This is a genomic window from Hydrogenophaga sp. Root209, assembly GCF_001428625.1.
Taxonomy (GTDB): Bacteria; Pseudomonadota; Gammaproteobacteria; order Burkholderiales; family Burkholderiaceae_C; genus Hydrogenophaga.
Window position 1 is genome coordinate 249,624 of record NZ_LMIE01000033.1, and the last position, 23,502, is coordinate 273,125.

Sequence of the window (23,502 nt, forward strand, 5' to 3'; positions counted from 1 at the left end):
CAGGGGCGCACTGACGTCGCGCTAGAGCTGATGTGGTTGATCTCGCACCCATTTGCGCTGGAAAACAGCCCGAATCCAGCAGCGGCGCAAGGTGTTTCAAGTCCTACATTGAGTTCACGGTGTTCAAAGAGCCGGCAAGAAGTGCCTCCTCCTGAACGGCGTCGAACCGAAGGACTCGACCATGAACCATCCATCGCAAGCCGGCACGCTGTTTGGGCGTTCCACCGAAGCAGCAGGCCAACCGAGAAGCTTGGCAACAATTCTGGCCAACGTTGTAACCGGCTTGCTGCTCACCTTGGCGCTCCTCGCCCCGACAGCCGCACGAGCTGTTGATGGCTGCCTGGTGCTGCTTTGCTTCGCAGCACCGAGCTGGAAGTCGATTCCTCAGTGTGTGCCGCCGATCAGGCAAGTGCTTCGTGACCTGGCGCGTGGGAAGGGGTTCCCGTCGTGCGACATGGCCGGCGCCGGCAACTCGGCCAACCACGCATGGGCCAGAGCACCGGGCAACTGCCCGCTTCAATACACCCGGGTCCACGAATCGGAAAGCAGCCTCATCTACACCTGTGATTACGTCGGTGCAGTGGCTGTCTCCATCGACGGCAAACCGTTCTCGCGCACCTGGTGGAACATGGGCGGTGACACCGTGACGGATTTCAGTCCTGCCGCCAAGGCCCAACTCGGAAGTTGGGACAACCAATTTGACGACGATCATGCAGCCTGGCAGGCAGCTCTACCCCCTGCGCCTCCTACCGACTCGGGGAATTGAGGAGCGCCGTCATGGAAGCCTCCACATTCCTGGCGCTCGCACTGGCCTGCGCACCGCAGGTGCACGCCAACACTGCGCACGCCCTGGTCACCGTTGAGAGCGCCTTCAACCCCTGGGCCATCGGTGTGGTCGGTGGAGCGTTGCAGCGCCAGCCGCGCCACCGCACAGAAGCCATTGCCACGGCAGAAGCGCTGCAGGCCGCTGGGCGGAACTTCAGCGTTGGCCTTGGGCAGATCAATGTGGGCAACTTCTCGCGCTTGGGCCTTTCGCTGTCCACAGCCTTCGAGCCTTGCACCAATCTGGCCGCTATGCAGGCCGTTTTGACCGAGTGTTTCGGTCGGGCACAGCGCAAGCCGCCTCGGGGATTGGCTGATCAGGCAGCGCTTCGCGCAGCCCTCTCCTGCTACTACAGCGGTAACTTCTCCACCGGCTTTCGCCATGGCTACGTGGGCAAGGTGGTTGCGGCTGCGAGAAACCCCATTCGCATCAGTCCACCCAACCCTGTGAAGGAGCCGTCATGAACCGCTTTCATTTCTTCGTACCTCAGCGTCCCATTTCAAGCGCCCTGCTGCTCTCGGCCGCAGCCTCCAAGGGCTGGGCGCAGGGCTTCGACAAGATCAACACCACGGTCACCAACGTCAACACCATCCTGGTGACGATCTCGATTGCGGTGGTGACCATCGCGATCATCTGGGCAGGTTTCAAGATGATTTTCCAGGGTGCGCGCCTGGCCGATGTGGCCAACGTGCTGATCGGCGGCACGCTGGTGGGTGGAGCGGCGGCCTTCGCCAGCTACATCGTCAGCTGAAGGCCCAAGGTGCTGAACATGCAAACCGAAGCCATCTACAAGGGCGCTACGCGCCCGGCCATGAAGCTGGGCATACCGCTGGTACCGCTGGTGATCCTGTTTGGCAGCGGCATGTTGCTGATCATGTGGGGCGGCATCTTGGTGAGCTGGTGGATCGCGCTGGGCGTGATGCTGTCCATTGCACCGGTCTTGCTCTGGATGCGCTGGTTGACAGCCCGGGATGACCAGCGGTTCCGGCAGATTTTTGTTGCCTTGAAGCTGACGTTGCACGACCACAACCGGAGGTTCTGGCGTGCGCGCAGCTACTCGCCCACCCTCTACCGCGGAGCTTCCGATGTTTGGCATCTTTGACCGCACTGGCGGCGCGACCCGTCGCAGCCCTTCGCGGACTGCATCAGGCAAGGCACAACCGCGCCACTGGACACAGGCACTGAAGGACAATCCGCTTGCGCGGTTTGTGCCCTTCTCTTCGCTGGTCAGCGAGCACGACGTCATCACGCGTGGGGGCGATTTCATGCGCGTCTGGCGGCTGGACGGGGTGGCCTTCGAATGCGCCGATGACCACCTGATCGCTGAACGGCATGAGGCCCTGTGCAGCCTGCTGCGCAACCTGGCGGGCGGTCAGTGGGCCGTGTGGACCCACCGGCTGCACCGAAAAGTCCAGGACCGGCTGGAGGACCCGCCTCAACCCGGCTTCGCGCGCGACCTCTCGCAGGCCTACCAGGCCAAGCTGGGTGGGCGAGCCATGATGAGCAACGAGCTGTACCTGACGCTGGTCTACCGGCCCAGCACCTCTCGGATCAGCCGGGCGCTGCAATCGACCCAGCGATCGAAAGCTACCATCGCCGCAGCGCACGCTGAGGCCTTGCGCGTGATCGAGGAACGGACCGCCTTCGTACACCGGGTACTGCGCGGCTTCGGCCCGCAGCTGCTGGGTACACGCGCACAAGGTGGGCGACGGTACTCCGAACTTGCGGAGTTTCTGGGCTACTTGGTCAACGGCTGCTGGAAGCCGGTGCCGCTGGCGGCCGGGCCGCTCTACCGGACCCTGCCGACCACCCGGCTGTCTTTCGGTGGCGACAAGCTGGAGCTGCGCCACGGTGAACAGCGCCGCTGCGCAGCCTTGGTGGACATCAAGGAATACGCCGACGCGGTGGAGCCCGGCATCCTGAACGCCTTGCTGTACGAAGACAGCGAGTTCATCGAAACCCAGAGCTTTTCGATACTGCCCCGGCGCGAAGCCATGCGGGCGCTGGAGCTGCAACGCGACCAGTTGATCGCCAGCGACGACGTGGTAGCCAGCCAGATAGCGGACATGGACGAAGCACTCAACGAGCTGGGCGATGGCCAGTTCTGCATGGGCGAGTACCACTACAGCCTGGTGGTGTTTGGTCAGCCTGGGGAAGACAGCCTGGCCGATGCGGGGCGCAGGGCGGCGCAAGCTATCGGCGCGGTGGGCGAAGCGTCCAGCCTGCAGATGTCGCCCGTCGATCTGGTGGCCGACGCTGCCTGGTTCGCTCAGATGCCCGGCAACTGGCAGTGGCGCCCGCGCGATGCCAAGCTTTCATCGCGCGCCTTCGCGGCCCTGGCCAGCGGGCACAACTTTGCCCGGGGCAAACGCGAAGGCAACCCCTGGGGTGAAGCGCTGGCTTTACTCCGCACTCCTTCCGGTCAGCCCTTCTACCTGAACCTACACAGCAGCCCGGAAGGTGAAGAGTCGGCCGACAAGAAGCTGCCTGGCAACACCATCATCATCGGGTCCACCGGCGTCGGCAAGACCACGCTGGAGATGTTCTTGCTGACCCTCACCCGCAAGTGGGACCCGGCGCCGCGCCTGGTGCTGTTTGATCTGGACCGGGGATGCGAGATCGCCATCCGCGCCCTGAATGGCCGCTACTTCACCTTGGAGGCCGGCAAGCCCACGCACTTGAATCCGCTGCAACGCGACCCCACCCCGGCGCGCATCCAGTTCTGGGAACAGCTGATCCGCACCTGCATTGCCACCCCGGCTCTGCCGCTGCTGCCGGCTGATGAACGCGCCATAGCGGATGCCGTCAAGACAGTGGCCATGATGCCGCCGACCCTGCGCCGCTTTTCAACAATTCGGCAGAACCTGCCAAAGTCGGGCGAGAACAGCCTGTATGAGCGAATGGGGCGTTGGTGTGAAGGTGGTGCCCTGGGCTGGGTGTTCGACCAGGCTAACGACCAGTTGATGAACCTGGGCGCGGCGTCGGTGATTGCCTTTGACACCACGGAGTTTCTGGACCTGCCCGAGGTGCGCACCCCCGTCATGCTCTACCTGCTGCAGGTAATGGAAGAGTTGGTGAATGGCGAACGGCTGATCTACGTGATCTCGGAGTTCTGGAAAGCGCTGGACCACGAGATTTTCAGCGACTTCGCCAAACAGAAGCAGAAGACCATCCGCAAGCAAAACGGGCTGGGCATCTTCGACACCCAGAGTCCATCCGATGTGCTGCGCCATCCCATCGGGCGGACCATGGTCGAACAAAGCGTGACGAAGATATTCCTCGCCAACCCGGAGGCAGTGCGCGAGGAGTACGTTGAGGGCTTCGGCCTGAGCGAAGCCGAGTTCGGCATCGTGCGCAGCCTGGGCGCACAGGGTGGGCGCCGCTTCCTTGTCAAGCAGGGCCACACCAGCGCCATCTGCGAGCTGGACCTCGGCGGCATGGACGACTTCATCACCGTGCTCTCGGCAACCACTGACAACGTAGCCCTGCTCGACACCGTTCGTGAACGATACGGTAACGATCCGTTTCTGTGGCTTCCGGAGCTGCTGCGCGAGGTTCAGGATCGCAAATCCCGCACTTCCAGGAGAGCTCAATGAAGACCCACGCTCAATTGTTCGCACTGATCGCTTTGGCGCTGGCCAGCAGCGGCGCATCTGCCCAATTTGTCAAGGGAAACGAGGCGACCCGTGCCATGCCCGGTGGCGGCAGTCAAGTGGAAACAGCGCCATTGCCAACGACAGGCCCCATCCGCAGCACCAAGCCCTGTGCCGCAATAGCTGGCTGTCATGCTGGGCCATGGCACATGGTGGAGACGCCAGAGGGCCTGCGCGAGTGCACCGAGGTGTATGCCCGCGCGGGCACTTGCAGGCCATCGAGCTATGGCACGACCATGCTTGCGCGCCTGTGGGTGGTGAAGTCGGGTGGCGAATGGCTGCAATGCCAGTACCCCGACCTGGGCAGCAGGTGCGTGAAGGTCTTCGCGCGCCCACCGGCCAACCTGCCGTTTGACGCTGTTCAATAGGAGTGCACCGCCATGTTCGCCTGGGTTGGGTCGCAGTTCAATGCCATTCTGAGCAGCTACGTGCTGGGGGTGGTGTCGTCGCTGATGGCTGCCATTGCTCCCATCGCCTTGACGGCGATGACGATCTGGGTGGCGTTGTACGGCTGGGCGGTGCTGCGCAACGAAGTCTCCGAAACAGTGCCCATCTTCGTCTGGAAGGTGTTCAAGATAGGTCTGGTGCTGGCATTTGCGCTTCAGTCCGGGTTCTACATCAGTAACGTGTCCGACACCGCCAATGCGCTGGCCATGGGCGTAGCCTCCACCTTTCTGCCTTCGGGGGTGGACCCGAGCACGGTGAGTTCGCCCTACGCTTTGCTCGACAAGTTCAACGACGACGCCAGTGCGCAGGTGGCGGACATCATGAAGGAGGCCAGCATGTTCCGACTGGACCTGATGCTGGCCGGGGCCATCTTCTCCATCGGATCGGTCTTGTTCCTGTGCATTGGCCTGTTCGTTGTCACGCTGGCCAAGCTGTTCCTGACCTTCGTCATCGCCGTCGGGCCTCTATTCATCCTCTGTCTTGCGTGGCGCCCCACCGCCCGCTTCTTTGACAGCTGGTTGTCGATGGTGTTGAACGCGGTGGTGCTCACCTGGTTCGCCTTCTTCGCGCTAGGTCTGAGCGCCTACATGGGCGCGGCCATGTTCAAGGCCATTGCCGACGGTGGCGGATTCATGGGCAGCACTTTCAATGTCCTGGGAGAGGCCACGCGCTACTGCGTGCTCATGATCCTCATGGCCATCATCTGCTTCCAGGCGCCCAGCTTGGCCTCAGCCCTCACAGGCGGTGCCGCCATTCAACAAGGCATCCAGATGATCCAGAACGCCATGATGGTTTCGGGTCTGCGCTCTGCCTCGTCCGCGCGGGGCGCCAGCGCCGCTGCGGGTGCAGGCGGCGTCATTCGCGCAGGCAATGCTCTTCCGCATGCAGCCACTACCGTGGCCCGCCGAGGCTACGGCGCCGCCCGTTCCGCCGCCTACAAACTCGCCGCGCTGCGAGGCCGGTCCTGATCACCACACAGCCAAGGAGTTCAACATGCACAAACATCTCAAAGTTGCGACTGCCGTTCTCATAGCCGTGAGCGGTAATCATGCCCGCGCCGGAGGAATTCCCGTGATCGATGTGGCGAACCTGGTTCAGACTGTCCAGCAGGTCGTGAACGACATCACCCAGATCAACCACCAAATACAGCAAATCCGACAACTGCAGACCCAGATCGAAAGCATCAACGGCATTCGGAATTTGGGCAATGTGTTCAATGACCCACGTCTGAAGAACTACGTCCCGGCCGAAGCCTTCACCCACCTGAACGCGGTGAACACCTCGGGCTACAGCGGGCTGAACGCTACGGCCAAAGGACTGCGCGACGCGAGCATGGTCTACAACTGCATGGACCTCACGGGTGACGCGCGCACCAGTTGCCAAGCCGCTTTGGCACAGCCGTATCAACAGAAGGGCTTGCTGCAAGACGCGATGAAGACGGCCGCCGGCCGCCTCACACAGATCCAGTCGCTGATGACCCAGATCAACGCGACCACCGACCAGAAATCGGTGCTGGAAATTCAGGCCCGCATCGGCGCTGAAAACGCCCTGCTCGCCCACGAGGTGTCGCAGGTGCAGATGCTGCAAGGCATGGTCGACACCGAGGAGCGCATCGCCCGCTCGCGCGAGCGCGAACGGCAGTATCAGATGCTGGGCCGTACCGGCAAGGTGGCGGACTACCTGCCCTAAACACAGACCACCGGAGCCCCCCATGAGTGCCATCCTGATGTCAGGTAAAGCCGCCGCATGGCCAAAACAGCCCAGCGAGCCTTCGAAAGACGCCGAATCGCCGACTTTCACGTCGAACCGCGAATGGGAAATCGACCGCGCCCTGATGCTTGAACGCTCGGAACGGCGAGCCTGGCGCGTCGCGGTGGCCGGGCTGGTGCTTGGCCTTATCGGCATTGCTGCCGTGTTCGTGCAGGGGCCGCTGCGCCGCGTGGTGGAAATTCCCATCGTCGTGGACCGCGTCACGGGAGAAACCACCGTCCAGCAGCGTCTTAGCGAAGAAACCATCCCTGCCATGGAGGCACTGGACAAGCACAACCTGGCGGCCTTCGTGCGGGCGCGTGAGAGCTACAGCTGGATGTTCCTGCAGCGCGACTTTGACCAAGTAGCGCGCATGGCCGTGCCGAGTGCGTTTGCCGAATACAACCGGCAGTTCGAGGGCGACGGCGCGCTGCAGAAGAAGATCGGCGCCGCAGAGGAATGGCGCATCAACATCGTCGGGGTGCGCCTGCGGGCTTCGGGGCGCAGCGGCAACCTCAGCGACGCCACAGTCACCTACGACAAAGTCGTGCGGCAGACCGACCGCAACCTGCCGGATGTCATCACCCGCCACGTGGCCAGCATCGTTTACCAGTACCAGCCCAAGGTGCTCGTCAAAGAAGCCGACCGGCTGGAGAACCCTTTCGGCTTCGTGGTCACGGCCTACCGGTCCGATCCAGAGATCAACACCCAGGCATCGGGAGCACGGCCATGAAGCGCACCGTCTTGGCAGTATTGATCGCTTGCTCGCTGTCTTCGAGCCTGTTCGCGCAGACGCATGCGAAGCCGGCCGATCCGCGCCTGCGCGAGGTGGTCTACGACCCGCTGGCGGTGGTGACCGTTCCCGTCAAACGGGGCATGGTGACCCTGGTGGTGTTCGACCAGGACGAGGTGATCACCGAAGTGGCCGTGGGCCAGGGCGGCGACTGCAGCAAGGCCGACGCCGTCTGGTGCGTCGCGGCACAGCCGGGCGGCCGAACCCTGTTCGTCAAAGCCAAGTCCGGCGCGGACGCCCCCAACAACCTGGCTGTGGTTACCGACCGGCGCACGCATGCGCTGCGTTTCATGGTGCTGCCCGACAACGATCGGCAGCAACCGGTCTACCGCTTGAGCGTCAAGGCACCTGTGCAAGCGAGGCCGGCATCTCGCCTGGCGCAGCAAGACCTTGCCGCGCTCTCCGCTCTGCCCCCAGTTCCGCCAGCACCCACACCCCAACAGCTGGTCTCCGAGCGCCTGCAGGCCAAACCCACCGTGATGAACTCCCAGTATTCCCTCGCCGAAGGCGCGGGCTCACATGACATCGTGCCGACCATGGTCTACGACGATGGTCGATTCACCTACCTGCGTTTTCCGGGCAACCGCGATGTGCCGGCAGTGTTCCATGTGCTCGGTGATGGCAGCGAGACGATTGTCAATGCCAGGATGGAAGACGACCTGCTGGTGGTGGACCGAGTCAGCCGGCGACTGATGCTGCGGGCGGGTTCGGCGGTCGTCGGCATCTGGAACGAGGCCTTTGACTTGGAAGGCGCCGCCGCAAAAGGGGCGACCACGGTGCCCGGAGTGCAACGGGTACTCAAGACTGGCCAAGCATCCCTCGACAACCGTTCCACCGGAGTCACACCATGAACGATCAAGCCAACGCACGAAACTCGTCAGACGCTGACCCCCCGGACGGCAACACCATCACCCCGCTACCGGGCGAGCCAGGCATACCCCAGGTGACGGCGGCACGCAGCATCAACTGGTCGCGCAAAGGGGCACTTGGGCTCGGCATGATGGTGCTGACCCTGGTGCTTTTCGCTGGCTTTGCCATCAACCGCTTCTTCACCAGCGGTCCGATCTCGAATGAAGACGCCAAGCTGGTACGGGACAGGCCTTCCGCCGCCAGCGCTGGAACACGCACACTGGACATGACGGCCCCACCCGCGCCGCGTGTGCCCGCTTTGCTGCCAACCCTTGAGGTGGCGGAGCCCATTGGTGTACGCGGCGGCGGACCTTCACCGCCCAATAAGGGCACAGCGCCAGAAGATGCACCGGTGCTGATTGTGTCTGCACGTCCCGGCGCGCTTTCCGGATCGTCAAGCACGTCGAATGCATCGCGCCCCGGCGAAGCCTCAGCGAATCCAGACGATCCGGTCGGCAACACCAGCCGCAGCCTGCAAGCCTACCAGCGCCAGCTGCAGGGCCTGCTCGACAACCTGACCCAGAGCACAACCATAGCCAGCGGCCAAGGTGGCAACGCAGCCAGCCTCGGTGCAATGGGCTCGATGGCGGGCGCGGGCCTGCCTGCAACCGCTGCGGGTCTGTTCAGCGGCAAATTGCAAGGCTCCGCCACCCCCAAGGTTGCAGCCGGCACGCTGGGTGACCGCAGCCTCACCTTGCCCAAAGGCACGGCCTTCACCTGCGCGCTCAAAACCAAGGTGATCAGCGCCACGTCGGGCCTTGTCGGCTGCCAGGCCCAGCGCAATGTGTACGGGGACAACGGGCGCGTGCTGCTGATCGAACGCGGTTCGCACCTGGACGGCGAATACCGCATTTCCTCGGTCCGGCCCGGCATGGTCCGTATCCCGGTGTTGTGGACGCGGTTGCGAACGCCGCATGGCGTGACGGTGGACATCGAGTCGCCCGGTACAGGACAGCTCGGCGAGTCGGGGATTGATGGTTACGTGGACAACCGCTGGGGGGAGCGCATAGGCGCGGCCATGCTGCTCTCGCTGATCGACGACTCGGTCAAGCTGGTGATCCAGAACCAGGCGCAAGACCAGCAGGCCGACACCATCGTCCTGCCGTCCACCACCGACAGCACCAGCAAGCTGGCGGAGAAGGTGCTGGACAGCACCATCAACATCCCACCCCTGCTGTACCAGAACCAGGGCGGTATCGTCGGCATCTACGTTGCCCGCGATGTGGACTTTTCGTCGGTCTATGAACTCCAGCCGGTGCAACGATGAACACCCTGACCGGCATCGAAGAACACCCGCTCGGCGGCTGGTGCGGCGACGCCACCTCGGTGGTGGAATTCTTGCGCCCGCTGCGCGAACAGCTGGACGCTCCGGGTGTGCTGGAGGTCTGCGTGAACCGACCGGGCGAACTGCAAGTTGAAACCGTGGGCGGCTGGCAGGTTGTCAACGCACCGTCGATGACGCAGGAGCGCTGCCTGTCCCTGGCCACGGCGTTGGCTACCTACTGCGACCAGCAGATCAACCAAGAACGACCGCTGTTGTCGGCCACGCTGCCCACGGGGGAGCGCATCCAGTTCGTCATACCACCTGCGGTGCCGCGCGGCACCGTGTCCATCACCATCCGCAAGCCGTCAATCGTGGTGCTTCGCCTGCGCGACTTCGAGGAAGACGGTCTGTTCGGCCGCGTCGGACAAAAGACCACCGCGCCGAGCCGTGAGAGCAACGACGGCCTGCAAGCCTTCGAGCGGGAACTGCTGGCCCTGAAAGCCGCAGGTCGCTATGCAGACTTCATGCGCCTGGCCGTGCTCCATCACCGCACCATCGTCGTCAGCGGTAAAACCGGCTCGGGCAAGACCACCTTCATGAAAGGCCTGGTCGAAGAGGTGCCGAAACATGAGCGCCTGATCACCATTCAGGACACGGCCGAACTCACCCTGCCCAATCATCCAAATGTGGTGCACCTGTTCTACAGCAAGGACGCCCAGGGCACCGCCCGGGTCACCGCCAAGTCATTGCTGGAAGCCTGCCTGCGCATGAAGCCGGACCGCATCTTTCTGGCCGAGCTTCGGGGAGAAGAGTGTTTCTCCTTCATCCGGCTGGCCGCCTCGGGCCACCCGGGCAGCATCACCAGCTTGCACGCCGGCAGTTGCGATCTGGCGCTGGAACAGATGTCGCTGATGATCCGCGAAAGCGGTGCCGGTGGCGGCCTGCGCATGGACGAGATCAAGGGCCTGCTGCGTATCGTGGTCGATGTGATCGTTCAGTTTGACCGGGACGAGCAGGGCCGCTTCATCGCCGATGTGGCTTACGAACCCCGTCGCAGGAATTGCACACCCAGCCACAACCCGCTTCGCGCCAGCCCCCTGCTGGAGCCAGGTCCTCCCGCCAGCGAGGGGGTGCCGCCATGAGCCAGACATTGGCCTTGCCCTTCGCCACCTGGTCGCTGGGCAGACGGGTTGCCGCAGGCGCCTTCGCAGCGCTCGTGGCCACCGCCCTGCTTTGTGCGGCGGTGTACGTCTCTGGTGTGCTGTTTCTGATGCTCAGCAAGGCCGACCCCCGGCAAGCCCGCTGGGGCAGCATCGCCACCTACTGGCAGCTCTATGCCGACGATGCCGTCTTGCGTCAGCGCCTTCTGGCCGCCATGGCGCTGTCCGGCATTGGCTTGCTGGTGTTACTGCCCGGCGCCTTGTTCACTGCAGCCCGACCGCGCCGGGCCTTGCATGGCGACGCGCGTTTCGCCTCGGCTGGCGAAGTGGCCCGAGCAGGCCTCATTCATTCGGCCTACCGTCCGGACGCCCCGAGCATCTTGATCGGCCGATTCAAAGGCCGGTACCTCGCCCTGCCCGGCCAGCTGTCGGTGATGTTGTCCGCTCCCACCCGCAGCGGCAAGGGCGTGGGCGTGGTTATTCCCAACCTGCTCAACTGGCCCGATTCCGTCGTCGTGCTCGACATCAAAGGCGAAAACCACGCCATCACGGCAGGCTACCGCGCCGCCCACGGCCAGGCGGTCTACGCCTTCTCTCCTTTCGACGAACTCGCCCGCAGCCACCGCTGGAACCCGCTAACTGCCGTGCGCACCAGCCCACTGCACCGGGTCGGCGACCTACTGGGCATCGGCCAGGTTTTCTTCCCCAACGACGGCAGCGGCACCTCGTCCGAAGCCTTCTTCAACGACCAGGCGCGCAACCTGTTTCTGGGCCTGGGCCTGTTGCTGCTTGAAACGCCTGAGTTGCCCCGCACGGTGGCCGAGATGCTGCGACAGTCCTCGGGTCAAGGCCGCTCCTTGAAGGACCACCTCAATGGCTTGATCAAGCAACGCAACGTGACCGACAAGCCATTTTCCGACGAATGCGTGGACGCGTTGCAGCGGCTCCTGAGCAACTCGGACAACACGCTGTCCAGCGTCGTGGCCACGTTCCACGCGCCATTGACCATCTTCGCGGATGCGGTCGTCGATGCGGCCACAAGCGCCGACGATTTCGACCTGGGCCAGCTCCGCCGGCAGCGCATGTCGGTCTATGTGCGCATCCCGCCCAACCGGCTGGCCAACGCCCGGCCACTGCTCGCCCTCTTCTTCTCGCAACTGGTCAGCCTCAACACGCAGCATCTGCCTTCGCAGGACAAGACCCTCAAGCACCAGTGCCTGCTGGTCAACGACGAGTTCGCCGCCATGGGCCGCGTGGGGATCATTTCCCAATCGGCGGCCTTCCTGGCGGGGTACAACCTGCGCCTGCTCACGGTGGTGCAGGCCATGTCGCAGCTGGACGCGGTCTACGGGGACAAGGAAGCCCGCACTTTCGCCACCAACCACGGCCTGCAGATCCTCTTCGCCCCGCGCGAACAGCGTGACGCCGACGAGTACAGCGCCATGCTGGGCCACTTCACCGAGCGTGCCACTTCCCACGGGCGCAGCCGCTCCCTCAGCGGACACGGTCACAGCACCGTCAGCCGCAACGAAAGCGAGCAGCGCCGCGCCCTGCTGCTGCCGCAGGAATTCAAAGAGTTGGGGCGCGAGCGCCTGGTGGTGATCTGCGAGAACTGCAAACCGATCCTGGGCGAAAAAATTCGCTACTTCCAGGACAAGGCGTTCACGGCTCGCCTATTGCCCGCGCCTGAAGTGAAGCCGATGAACATGGACCTGCACCAGGCCAAGGTTCAGCAGCGCTGGCACATTGCCGATGACGAACTCCCCCCGGGGAAAAAGGAGTTGCATGTCGAGGAACTCGCCCACGACACCACCATCCTCAATGACCAGCTGGAAGGTTCTGCAGCCAAAGCGGCTCAAACATGCATCGACTTCTTCTGTCAATTCGTAGCGCCTGAAGCATATGGCGGAGCCATCGAACCCGCCGACGAAGAAGCGCGTGTTCCCTACCCCTCCGTCCAGCTCGTTGCACCCGAGGTGGAAACCGTGCGCCTTGAAACCTTGGGAGAAAGCCCATGAACACGTCCCCCGTCACCATTGCCCTGACCGCTTCACTGATCGCGCTGTTGAGCGCTTGCAGTTCGCCGCCCAAACCACCCACCGTGGACGAGTCCCAAAAGCGGCCCGCCAACGCCAAGCTGGCCGTGGAGCTGCAGGTCTGCAAGAACGATCTGCAAAACACCCGCATCGTGGCTAACGAATCGAACCGCCTTGCCGAGACCACAGCGGCCACGCTGGCCCACATGGCTGTACGGCAACAGCTGGTGGCGTCGATGCAAGAGAAGGCGATGGCCAATCGCGTGCACACCGTTCACTTCGCTTTCAACAGTACCCACGTGTCGATTCCAACAACCGAGGCTACCGCCCTGGTGGATGAATCCAGAGCCGCACCGCTCGTGGTCCTGCGAGGGCGCACCGACGGCCACAGCGACTCATCCGGCGAGAGCCGCATCGCTCAGGCCAGGGCCAACGCCGTGCGCGACTACCTTATCGCCTCCGGCGTGGACCCCACGCGCATTCGCGCCACCCACCAGCCCAGCGGTGACCACGTGGCCGACAACCGCAGCCCACAGGGCCGCAACCTCAACCGCCGGGTCGAGATCGAGGTGTACCGCGTCCTCCCCACACCCACACAGGCCTCGGCAGAGCCTCAACCCTGACCTGTGGCCATCTGAACCCACCACCGAAGGAGATCCCCATGGACGAGAAAACCGCACCCTCCCGCCGCGCGGATCGGTCTGCATCGGATGCCCCAGCGTCTGTGGGTGGCACGGTGGAACCTGCCGACCGCGCCCAAGTCGCCATTCGAACCTTCCAGACGCCGGGGCCAGAACCGGGCGAGCGGTACGAACTGCGCGACCCCTTTGCCGACCTCACCTACCGAAGCGACCGCTACCAGGACATGACGGCGAAAGCCGATCAGCTCGGCGCCAACCGCTTCGTGGTTCTGGACGCCAGGGGCCAAAAGTCGTTCGTTCACAAGGTCGATGGGCAATGGCAGCGCGGAGAACCGCGCGAGCAACAGCGTCCCTCACCGACCGCACAACCAGAAAAGACCGCGCCAGAAGCTGCACCGTCTAAGGCGTTTGACCGACTGGAAGCAAAGGCTGAGCGCGAAGCGCTCGTGGCCCGACTGGAGGCCGCGCTGACCGACCGCTACATCATCAAGCGCGCCCCAGTCACCGTGGGTGACCTCAGCATCGGCCTGACCGAATACCGCTACCGGGGTGACACTTCGCGCGTCGCCTTCACCGAATCCACCTTCCGGCTGGCCACCGACACCAACAGCCCATCGGTGGCTCGCTCAATGGTCGATGTGGCCGAAGCCCGCAACTGGCAGTCCCTGCGGGTGACCGGCAACGAAGACTTCCGGCGGATGGTCTGGCTGGAAGCGGCCGCCCGCGGCGTGAAAACCCTGGGTTACGAGCCCAACCTCGCGGACATGGAACGCCTTAAGGTGGAGCGCGAGCTGCGACAGACCAACCGCATCGAACCCACGCGCGAAGGCGGTGCAGCCCACGGGAACGGCTCTGCTGACAAACCCGCGGGCTGGGGCAGCGGTGGACGAAAGACCGTGCTGGCCGCCATCGAAGCCATCCTCGTGGCCAACCGTGTGCCCGAGAAGCGGCGCGAAGCCATCATGGCGGCGGCAGAACAGAAGCTCGCCCAACGCATCCGCGAAGGTCAGGCGCCCAAGGTCAAACTCTATGACAAGAACGTGCCATCACAACGGCCAGGCGTGGTGCCAGCGCAGGAGCAACAACGCACCCGCGAACGCGCCGCGCCAGCGCGCTGAGGGGGCGCTGTGGACAGCCCGCCCGTACCGGCACCCGCCTATCAAATTGGCGGTCAGCCTTGGGATCGGACCATGCCCGACTTCCCCGAAGCCATAGCAAAAGCCCACGCCCACCACCTGCGGCCGCGTTGCCTGTGCAAGCCAGGTGCTCCAGGCGCTGAGATGTATGTGGCCCGCCTGAGTGATGGCTTCGTCATCAAGCGCATGCCTAACACCGGCTGGCAGCACGCCACCGATTGCACATCCTACGAACCACCGGCCGACTTTTCAGGCCTCGGCCCGCTGGTGGGCTCCGCCATCGTTGAAAACCCGGTCACGGGCGTCACTTCGCTCAGGCTGGACTTCCCCATGACCAAGCTGCCAGGCCGCCACATGCAGCCGGCAGCCGGCAGCTCCAGCAGCAGCGTGGCGTCACAGGGACAGAGGCTCGGTTTGCGCGCCCTACTCCACTACTTGTGGGATCAGGCCGAACTGACCCACTGGAAGCCCGGGTTCGCCGGTCGGCGCAACTGGGCCACTGTGCGGCGACACCTGCTGCAGGCGGCAGAAAACAAAACCACCCATGGTCAGCCCCTGCTGGCCAGCCTCTACATCCCGGAAGTGTTTTCGGTAGAACAGCGCAACGCCATCCAGACTCGCCGACAACGGTTGTGGGCCCGGAGTGCGCCCAGACATGGCCAACCCCAGCCCCTGCTGCTGATGGTGGCCGAGGTCAAGGAGATCGCGCCCGCCCGATTTGGTCACAAAGCCGTCATCAAACACCTCCCAGACCAAGCGTTCGCACTGGACGATGCGCTCTACCGACGCCTGGGTAGATGCTTTGAATGCGAACTCAGCCTCTGGAGCACGGAGCCCGACCTGCACTTGCTTATGGTCGCCACCATTCGGGTGGACGAAGCCGGTACTCCGTGCATCGTGGAAATGTCCCTCATGCTCACCACCAGCCAGTGGCTGCCGGTTAACGACGGCTGGGACCGACAACTGGTCGAGGCACTGGTTCGGCAGGGCCGCAGCTTCGTGAAAGGCCTGCGGTACAACATGCAAGGCGATCAGTCACTGGTGTGTGCCAGCTTGCTGGACTGCGGCGCGAAGCCCTGCCCCTTGTTCATCGACCACGAACACAACCTGGATACGCGTTTGCCGGCCGATCGTTCCGTACTACCGCCGGACTCCAGCGGCGCTGCTTGGCGGTGGAACCCAGTCCTCAGCGACATGCCTGCGCTACCGCGGCGCCAGTTCAACGCCCAGCCGTCGGCCTCGCCCGAGCCGGTCGAAGTAGAGTGAGACCCAGCGCCAGCCCTTCAGTTTCCGGAGCGCATCGGCATAGTAGGAATGACGACTCTGTGGTGCTGGCCGACGGAAAAAAAACGGCATCAACGCCGCATGACCTACGCCGGACTGACTTTACGACGCTGCAAGCCCTGCGCGTCAGGCCACCCGTAGTTGATCTCGGCCAGAACCATCTAGTGTTGCCAGGCAGCAAAGTTCGCAGGCATTATCTGCATCATGACTTTGCCGAACAAAAGCGTGAGGCAGGCGGCTATAGGGCGAGCGAATTGACGCCATCTTGACGGCCAACAACGTTGTGCCAGTCCAGCGGGTTGCTTAACCAGGAGCCGCGGGAATCAGGCCGCGGCGACACCACCGCACCGTCCCTAGAAACCAAGCCCACTCAATGGTTTCCGAGGGCTGGAAACCAGCATGGATGCTTGCTTTTAGGGGTTGGGACATCGTACTTTACCGTCACTTCTGCCGTCAAAAAACGAGCGCTTCAACTGGCGCGGGAGATGGACTCGGTTTGCGGGGCGGCAACTCCAGTGCATCAATCGTCAAGTATCGCCGCAGCCATGTAACTGTATTCTCCATGCTCGACGGCCTCTGTCACTCCACGGCTTTCGCTCAGCGATGCGGACCGTCGGGAGCGTGATCACACCTTGGCACTACCGTCCGCAACCTGGCGAAGACGATCCATATGACGACCAAATTAATTGACGTAGGCATCAGTCCTGACCTGAACGCCTGTGTCGGGAACAACACAGGTAGCGACGATGACCACGGGTACGTCACCGGCTTCGCGCAAGCCGCACTGGCACTCATCGCAACCGCGAAGCAACAAGGTTACGTGGACTCAGATTCGAACGAGCACGTCACGGTTTACGTTGATGCGCTGATCTACCCGATCGGGTACTGCGCCCGACATCACATCGAGCTCTTCCTCAAGCGGCAGATAGCCCGCGTGTCGTCACTGCGAAACACGCTGCCGATGGTGCTGGACTCGACCCATGTATTGGGCGATCTGCTGGACACGTTGAAGGAACTGTGTACGACGGCTGATCGCCGGCTTCCAGCGCTGCTCGCGCCATTGGAGGCCGCCATCGCGGAATTCGCCCGGATAGACAAAACAGGTGAGGTGTTTCGGTACCGCAAGAGCAAGGGCGACGAAACGCACCTCGCCGAGATAGGCATCATCAATCTCCAAGCTCTGGGCCAAGGGTTTGGCCGGATGGTCGCCGCAGGTGAGGAATTTGAGCGGGTGGCAGATGCGATCACGTACGAATACGGCCAAGGAACGTACACGGACAAGCTGTCCCGATGGGAACTTCGCGCCCTGGCCAAGGCCCTCCCCCCACGCGACTCCTGGAAGAGTTCGACCGCGTTCGTCAGCATCCGCGACGACTTCATGCACACGCATGAGCTTTCGGGGAGGGATTTCACGAAGGCAATTAAGGTCATCGAGGCGCACTACGAGCTCGCGGCCATCATCGGCGCGCCGCTACTGCTGGTGGATGTTGATCCAGCAACACTGGAGCGCCTGGCGACGATGGAATTCGATGAAGCGTTCCTGGTGAGCATCAGAGAGCGCACGTGGAAGGCACTAGATGCCATCTACGAGGTGGGGCATGTCGATGTCTTCAGCGAGCTGTACGCGCATCGGATGAAGGAACTTGACGACTCAGAGGATGGCCGCACCACCCTGCCGCCCGACGTGGCCCGCTACCTCGTGCGGTCACCCGATCGATTCCGCGATGGACTAACGAAGCTGGGGCAACCCAACTTGCTGGTCAGCTTCGATCGAGGAGTCGCCAAGCGCAAGCCCCCAGCAAGCGCGAAGAGCCAGAAGACGTTCGAAAAAGTGGCCTCTGAGTACGAGAAGCAGGTTCGACGCCTTTTCTTTGGCCCGGCCTCTTCGCAGCCGAAGTACGCTTGATCGCCGACCAGTGCGCGGGAAGGTTCCGGCGCGAGCGGCGGGCATCGGCTGTCCGTCCTTGGCTCATTGCTCCATCCGCTCTCGTTCATCGACGAGTGCACGTGGGTGGTCCGACGCTACGTTGGGCCTAGCCATTCCATCAATTCAGCGAAAGCCGAACCCTATCCACAGCAGCTGCTAGATGGCGTCGCACCAGCAAGTCATCCACGCACAGAACAGCTCCACGATCATCAGGGGCGAGCGTTTCACGGAGCTGCGCATCGACCGGCACGTCACAGGCAATTGCTGAACTGATCGCGATCCAAGTCTCTGCGCCGGTCGACCGCCTCGTTAGGATGATTGGGACGTTCACCTTTCCGAAACCTGCGGGCTGGCGTACAGCGTTGCGCTCGAAAGCAAAATCGTCTGAGAGCTGCCGTCGCAGGTCGTCATAGAGCAAATCCGAAGTAGCTTCCGCGCGCTCTGGTGGATAGGCGGTATAGCCTCCCGCCATCGCATGCTGAAGCAACTGCTGTCCAAGCACCCGATCAAGAAGTCTGTGATCGATCTTGTTGCGGAAGCTCCTCAGGCATCGATAGCAGGACGCGTCGCATCTCTCGGGGCAGTCGGCCAATATGGAAAGCGCCTTCCTGAACAACTCGTCGCCACGAGCAACCAGTTGAGGCGAGAACCCCGCTCCGCCCGCCAAGGTGTCGTACACGAAAAGCTCAACCTCCAAGCCGGCTGCGCCAGCATCGGTGAGCGCAGGTCTGTATTCCGCAAGGACCTCGCCGGACTCGATTTCCAATAGCTGACAAGCCGCCTTCGCTACTGCTTCACACACGGTTCTCAAGGCGGAGTCAGTTTCATCATTGCCAGGTCGGACACGGAAAGGACGGTCGAGCGGCAATGAGAAAAGCGCAATGTCGGTCCGAAAATCCGTGCCCAACACTATGCGATTGGCAACTCTGGTGCCCGGGCACGGACCTGGCTCGTTACTAGGGTACGGCCGCGAGTGCGGTTGGTACAGGTTCATCTCCGGGTCAGTCGCCGCCTCGATCCGACCACACGAGACGCAGTAGTTGTAGCCCTCCCCTTCAGGGCCAGAATTCGACACGAGAAGGTGGTCCCTGGTGGGGAACGCACGAATCCGGTCTCCAATGGCGATCCAGCCCAGTTCCGGACCGGGAGTTTGCATGATCAGCTTGGCACGGGTTGCGTAGGCTGTCTCGTTCGGATCATCTGGCGCGGTCACGGGATCTCTGTCAATGGGGTGAGCAAAGCCGGGCGGACGGAACCACGACCGTCCTGGTCCAAAGCTGTCCGGCGTTTGACAGGCCTCGCATCGAAAACGGCCACTGCGGCGCTCCTCAACATACGGCTCCGTTTTTGCGTGTCCACACACCTGGCATTCAAAATAAAGCTTGCGCTTCCTCCAGGCATCAGACCGAACGTCGCGGAAAGGCGAGTAGATGGCTTTGGACGTGTACTGCTTGCCCTTGATCCAGATCTGCTTGTTGGGTGCGTATTGCGAGAGCGCGACGTTTAGCCCCTGTGTCGGGGCGAAGTCCATGCGCGGCCGAAACGGTGTCGACAAGGCTCGGTTGAACACATAGAACGGAGCAACGTCCGTAGGAAATGCGTACCGGGGTAACACGCCCCAATACAGCAAGCGATCAAGGAGTTTGTCGGCCGATGGGTCTGCGAAGTCTGTCTCCTGGTCAGCCCCCGCGGCCGCCGGTGCCTCGGCTTCCGCCGTTGCGTCCACCGCCGTTGTTTCGGATGTCGGCTGCTCTTCATTCGTCTCAGCAGGAACAGGCTCTCGGAAGCCAATGGCTTCGTCAACCGCAGTCGCCACGTCGTGTGCCATGTCGGCTATCAACCTAGAGCGGGCCTCGCTTGGGATTTGAGTGGGAAGCCACCGATTCACGGCCACTTCAAGATCGGGTGCCTGCCCCGCCAGCCAAACTCGAAAGTCTTCCCGGTTAAGCGCGCCGCGGCCATCGCGAAAGTCGCGCACGCTGCCGAGCACTGAGAACAAGCTTGGATCGGCGTGCGCGTCTAGCTCAGGGATTCGCGCTTCGTGATATCGCTGCAGCAGGTAGGCGCGCAAGTGGCGTCGCGCGATGTCCACGTTCTCTAGGGTCAGTCGTGGATCGACAACGGAGCCGCGAATCATCTCGTCTGGCGACGTGAAGTAGTGGTCATCATGACTATCGGAACTGCCGAAGGCCACGACGGTTGCCACAGCCGTACCTCGACGGCCCGCACGCCCCGCGCGCTGCTGATAGTTCGCACGGCCCGGCGGCATGTTTCGCAACGCAACGCCGGACAACTCTCCGATATCGATCCCAACCTCCATCGTCGTTGTGCTGGAGAGCACGTCGATGGCGGGGGCGCGCGCATCTGTGTCTCGCCAGGCAAGATCGATGTCCTGGAACCGGATCTCGTGGTTCTCTGCTTGAGAGAAAGCGTCATCGGGCTGCGCTGCATTCAACTGCGCGGTGTGCTCCGCTGCGATCAGAGACATGAAGGTCGGTTCGCGCTGCGTCATTGCCAGCGCAACCGGCTCTCGATAAAACCCCCTTCGTGCGACGAAAACCTGGTCTGTTTCCGGATCAAAGGTGTTCACATTCGTGGACCCGCAATCGATGCAAGTCGTGAGCAAGCCGACCGGACGGTGTACCGACTTGCAGGTAGCGCACCGAACCCACTGGCCACCGATCTCTAGGGCTAGATTGTTTGCGAGAAGTCGCACACCCCCGTCCTGAAGACTCTGGGTGAAGAACGTCATCAATCGCGGAAGCCATTCCTTCTTGAACGTTCGCTTGGCCTCCCTGGTCACGAGCACCCTATCCATCGGCTGGAACTCACCACGATGCGTTGTGACCTCAGTGCTCCACCAGGCCGGCGGCATGTCGCCAAACCAGATGCCCGGCCCTCGGGCCCAGCAGCGCAGCCACGCTCGTGCCACGGCGAGCTTTCCAGAGTCATCCACGGCCAAGCCGGGCAGCACCGGCAGCCCTGCAATTCGCGCCGAAATGCGCGCGTTCTCCGAAATGGAGGCAATGGCAAGCGGCTCCAGCCCGAGGCCGTTGTCCTTGATCGTGTTGACGATTGCCCTCATCAGGTTGGCAGGACAGCGCGCCGCAATGAGTTCAGTCAAATCCACGCCTGTTGGCATTTGTCCGGCTGCGGCACGGACGATCGGCATGGATTCGCCCGTGTCGAGTTCAGGTCGCACCCGCACCCCGAATCGGTGTGCCGCGACCACCAAGGCGAGAAAGGCGTGGTTCAGAACCAGTGATGCGGCGATCTGCGGTTCATCCGCAAGCAGGCGAAACCCGACAGGCAGCAGGGCCCGAACCGCATCGCGGAGCGAATAGTTCTGAAGCGTTGGGGCAAGACGCGCAGCCACCTGCCTTGAGTCCGAGAAAATCAGCACCTTGCGGCCCCTCAAAGGTGCGAATTCCGTCGCAGGCCTCGGGCCGGGTGGCTGTACCCGGATCTGTGTACCGAGCAACGCTTGAAAGGGCTGGTCCCCTTTTGTTAGATGGTCTTGCACGCTTGACTGGCCGTGGCCGTGCCTCTTGCCGCAGCAACCGCACGGAACAAATTCGCCCGGGCCTGCCCGCCCTACGTGTGCATCAGCGTCTTCAGTCAGGGCGCCAGCTTCGGGCCGGAGATACACCAGGCGAGCACGCTCACTTGGATGGGCGGCGTTCAAACGTCCTGTCTGAAGATCGTAGGTCGCAGCTCGGCCGCGCTCTGGCGAAGGAGGGTCCTCGAGCAAAAGATCCAGCGGATGAAAGGCCTCGAACAACCCCGCATCGGTTTGAAGTCTCTCCCCCGCATTGGCCCAGATGTACTGTGGGTTCGCAACATCATTGGTATAGGCCCGCGCGTACGAAGTCCCGCAATGACGACACGTGTAGTACTCCAGCACGGGGGCGCCGCACGCGCATCGATCTCTCGGTTGGCCAAAAAGTTTGCCGATCGGCCCATGACGCTCAGTCGAGTCGAGCTCCGAGCAAGCAGGATCCATACAAGCCCATAGGCCGGGTAGCCCTCGAAAGAACGAATGGATTCGGCACGGCAAAAGGCTCGGCTCTTCGGGCGCCAAACGTGCGCGGCTCCCAAGGGCAAGCAAAACGCTCACCGCCTTGTCCACGTGCGATCTCGGCGCATCGGCCTGAAATGCAAGCGGACCTAGCTCGGCGAGGGGAATGGCTGCCTTCATGGTCTCATTGACCAGTTGATTGAAAGGTTCGTAGTCCTCCAGAGCACGGTAGAGGGCGCATCCGAGATCAGCTTGATGGGGGGCACCACGAAAATCCAAAAAGGCACGCGTGGCAACCATCGCCGATTGCCCGTCTTGGTAGAAGCCGTCCAGGTCAACCGAGCACAGGGCGGAGACATCGGCATCGGTGCCGCGCGCAAAGGGCGTGCGCTCCGCCAAGGTCCCGGTGATAGGAACGAAGGTGTCCTCGCGAACACCGGTAAGTTGCGCGCCAAAGTTTCCCGCGGTAGCTTGCCCTTGCTCGCTGAAGCTTGCTGTCGCGCAAATCACCTGAAAGCGCTCCTCCCCAATGCCCAGCCGTTCCCGCAGTCGCCGCAACAGAAGGCCGACTTCCGCGCCCTGCGCACCGCGGTAGAGGTGGGCTTCATCCAATACGACAAGAATACGCTCGTCCGGGCAGGCTTGGAGCCATTCGCGTGTCCGGTCAAAGATGGGCCGTTCGATAGGCCGCATCATCATGTACTCAAGCATCGAATAGTTCGTGATGAGCAGGTCCGGAGGACTGGCTTGAACTTCGTGCCGTGTCAACAATTCGGCATCGTCGGGCCCGAGCACTGCACGCCGGTACTCGCCGTTTCTGTCTTGCCACTGCGAATGCGGTTGCCCGAACCAAGCCGCGACGCTTTGCTTGGCAGGCCATTTCCCTCGCGCGCTCAGGCTCTCGAACAATTGCGCCGCCCGTGCATCTTCTTCAGCAATGTGGGGCCGCCCGGCCCGATGCCTCCTGGTGGCCGACTCGATCTCGGCGAAGAAATCACCGATTGACGAAAGCCGGTTCCCGTCTTTGACCGGGCTTCGGACGCCGGCATATGGAGTTCTGCTGGTATATCTCGCAAAGTGGGCTGGGCGCCCAGCCCATTCCTTGAACATCGCCACCACAGCCGGATTCCCGAAGAGCAGGCGGAGTCGGCCGAGTTGGTCGTTGACCAAGGCGTTCATCGGATAGAGAACGATGGCCCGCACGGCGTTGTACTTGGCGAAGTCAGTCGGCCGGTCTCGTGCCTCGATGGCGAGCTTGCCCAGAATCGGAAGCAGAAAAGACTCAGTCTTCCCCGAACCCGTCCCAGTCATGATCATCAGGTTTTTCTTGTTCCCCAACACTTCTTCAAGGGCCTGGGCTTGATGTATATACGGTGGATTGAAGATCAATTGCTTACCACCGGCCAGGGGCGATGACAGCCTGTTGAAGGCTTCTTTCGCGGCTTCAGGCAACCGTTCTAACGCGTCATACTTCTGACCGGCGACGTAGCGCGGCGTCGATTCCAGGTATGGAATCTGGAAGATGCCGCCGACCTGTTCGAGCAGTCTCCGACGTTGAGAAACAACCTGCGGGTGACCGATGTGGTATGTCGCCTCAATGTACTCAGTGAAGGTGCGCCGAAGTTCGTCGATGGTCTGTTGAATGGTCGCTGTCATCATGTC

18 protein-coding genes are annotated in these 23,502 nt (G+C 62.6%); 17 read left to right on the forward strand and 1 reads right to left on the reverse strand.

From position 1 onward, the window contains the following. Positions 1 to 181 precede the first annotated feature (181 nt). The 17 genes from ASE11_RS25625 to ASE11_RS24160 all read left to right on the forward strand — a co-directional run bounded on the left by ASE11_RS25625 (position 182) and on the right by ASE11_RS24160 (position 17,801). Positions 182 to 766, forward strand: coding sequence for a hypothetical protein (locus ASE11_RS25625; protein WP_082585999.1), 585 nt, complete (start codon positions 182 to 184; stop codon positions 764 to 766). 11 nt (positions 767 to 777) lie between these two features. Beyond that, on the forward strand, positions 778 to 1,287 hold the full coding sequence (locus tag ASE11_RS24085; protein ID WP_056278000.1) for a lytic transglycosylase domain-containing protein: 510 nt from the start codon (positions 778 to 780) through the stop codon (positions 1,285 to 1,287). Beyond that, positions 1,284 to 1,574, forward strand: a complete 291-nt coding sequence (locus tag ASE11_RS24090) for a TrbC/VirB2 family protein (protein WP_056278003.1) — start codon at positions 1,284 to 1,286, stop codon at positions 1,572 to 1,574. The genes ASE11_RS24085 and ASE11_RS24090 overlap by 4 nt, the downstream gene beginning before the upstream one ends. 18 nt (positions 1,575 to 1,592) lie before the next feature. Next, positions 1,593 to 1,925 (forward strand): type IV secretion system protein VirB3, encoded by a 333-nt coding sequence (locus ASE11_RS24095; protein WP_056278133.1) that lies wholly within the window; start codon positions 1,593 to 1,595, stop codon positions 1,923 to 1,925. Beyond that, positions 1,909 to 4,419 (forward strand): VirB4 family type IV secretion/conjugal transfer ATPase, encoded by a 2,511-nt coding sequence (locus ASE11_RS24100; protein WP_056278006.1) that lies wholly within the window; start codon positions 1,909 to 1,911, stop codon positions 4,417 to 4,419. The genes ASE11_RS24095 and ASE11_RS24100 overlap by 17 nt, the downstream gene beginning before the upstream one ends. Further along, the gene (locus ASE11_RS24105) at positions 4,416 to 4,844 is read left to right on the forward strand and encodes a hypothetical protein (RefSeq protein WP_056278009.1); all 429 of its coding nucleotides are present in this window, start codon (positions 4,416 to 4,418) and stop codon (positions 4,842 to 4,844) included. The genes ASE11_RS24100 and ASE11_RS24105 overlap by 4 nt, the downstream gene beginning before the upstream one ends. A gap of 12 nt (positions 4,845 to 4,856) precedes the next feature. Next, a complete protein-coding gene (locus ASE11_RS24110) occupies positions 4,857 to 5,891 on the forward strand; it encodes a type IV secretion system protein (RefSeq protein WP_056278012.1) in 1,035 nt (344 codons plus the stop codon). Between the two features lie 103 nt (positions 5,892 to 5,994). Beyond that, on the forward strand, positions 5,995 to 6,612 hold the full coding sequence (locus ASE11_RS24115; protein WP_235501448.1) for a type IV secretion system protein: 618 nt from the start codon (positions 5,995 to 5,997) through the stop codon (positions 6,610 to 6,612). A 22-nt stretch (positions 6,613 to 6,634) separates the two neighbouring features. Then, positions 6,635 to 7,405 (forward strand): virB8 family protein, encoded by a 771-nt coding sequence (locus ASE11_RS24120; RefSeq protein ID WP_056278017.1) that lies wholly within the window; start codon positions 6,635 to 6,637, stop codon positions 7,403 to 7,405. Next, positions 7,402 to 8,316 carry a TrbG/VirB9 family P-type conjugative transfer protein gene (locus ASE11_RS24125; RefSeq protein WP_056278020.1) on the forward strand — a complete coding sequence of 305 codons (915 nt, stop codon included), beginning with the start codon at positions 7,402 to 7,404 and terminating at the stop codon, positions 8,314 to 8,316. The genes ASE11_RS24120 and ASE11_RS24125 overlap by 4 nt, the downstream gene beginning before the upstream one ends. After that, positions 8,313 to 9,641, forward strand: a complete 1,329-nt coding sequence (gene virB10, locus ASE11_RS24130; RefSeq protein WP_056278023.1) for a type IV secretion system protein VirB10 — start codon at positions 8,313 to 8,315, stop codon at positions 9,639 to 9,641. Before ASE11_RS24125 ends, virB10 begins: the two co-directional genes overlap by 4 nt. After that, positions 9,638 to 10,780, forward strand: a complete 1,143-nt coding sequence (virB11, locus tag ASE11_RS24135) for a P-type DNA transfer ATPase VirB11 (protein WP_056278026.1) — start codon at positions 9,638 to 9,640, stop codon at positions 10,778 to 10,780. Before virB10 ends, virB11 begins: the two co-directional genes overlap by 4 nt. After that, entirely contained in the window at positions 10,777 to 12,816 is a 2,040-nt protein-coding gene (locus ASE11_RS24140; RefSeq protein ID WP_082586000.1) for a type IV secretory system conjugative DNA transfer family protein, read from the forward strand. The genes virB11 and ASE11_RS24140 overlap by 4 nt, the downstream gene beginning before the upstream one ends. Further along, entirely contained in the window at positions 12,813 to 13,457 is a 645-nt protein-coding gene (locus ASE11_RS24145; RefSeq protein ID WP_056278028.1) for an OmpA family protein, read from the forward strand. Before ASE11_RS24140 ends, ASE11_RS24145 begins: the two co-directional genes overlap by 4 nt. A gap of 38 nt (positions 13,458 to 13,495) precedes the next feature. After that, positions 13,496 to 14,593 carry an LPD7 domain-containing protein gene (locus ASE11_RS24150; RefSeq protein WP_056278030.1) on the forward strand — a complete coding sequence of 366 codons (1,098 nt, stop codon included), beginning with the start codon at positions 13,496 to 13,498 and terminating at the stop codon, positions 14,591 to 14,593. Positions 14,594 to 14,602: 9 nt separating this feature from the next. After that, entirely contained in the window at positions 14,603 to 15,877 is a 1,275-nt protein-coding gene (locus ASE11_RS24155) for a DUF1173 domain-containing protein (RefSeq protein WP_056278034.1), read from the forward strand. Between the two features lie 688 nt (positions 15,878 to 16,565). Next, on the forward strand, positions 16,566 to 17,801 hold the full coding sequence (locus tag ASE11_RS24160) for a hypothetical protein (RefSeq protein WP_056278037.1): 1,236 nt from the start codon (positions 16,566 to 16,568) through the stop codon (positions 17,799 to 17,801). Between the two features lie 139 nt (positions 17,802 to 17,940). Here the strand turns inward: ASE11_RS24160 and ASE11_RS24165 are convergent, their stop codons facing one another. Beyond that, a complete protein-coding gene (locus ASE11_RS24165) occupies positions 17,941 to 23,499 on the reverse strand; it encodes a DEAD/DEAH box helicase (protein ID WP_200959409.1) in 5,559 nt (1,852 codons plus the stop codon). Between the last annotated feature and the right edge of the window lie 3 nt (positions 23,500 to 23,502).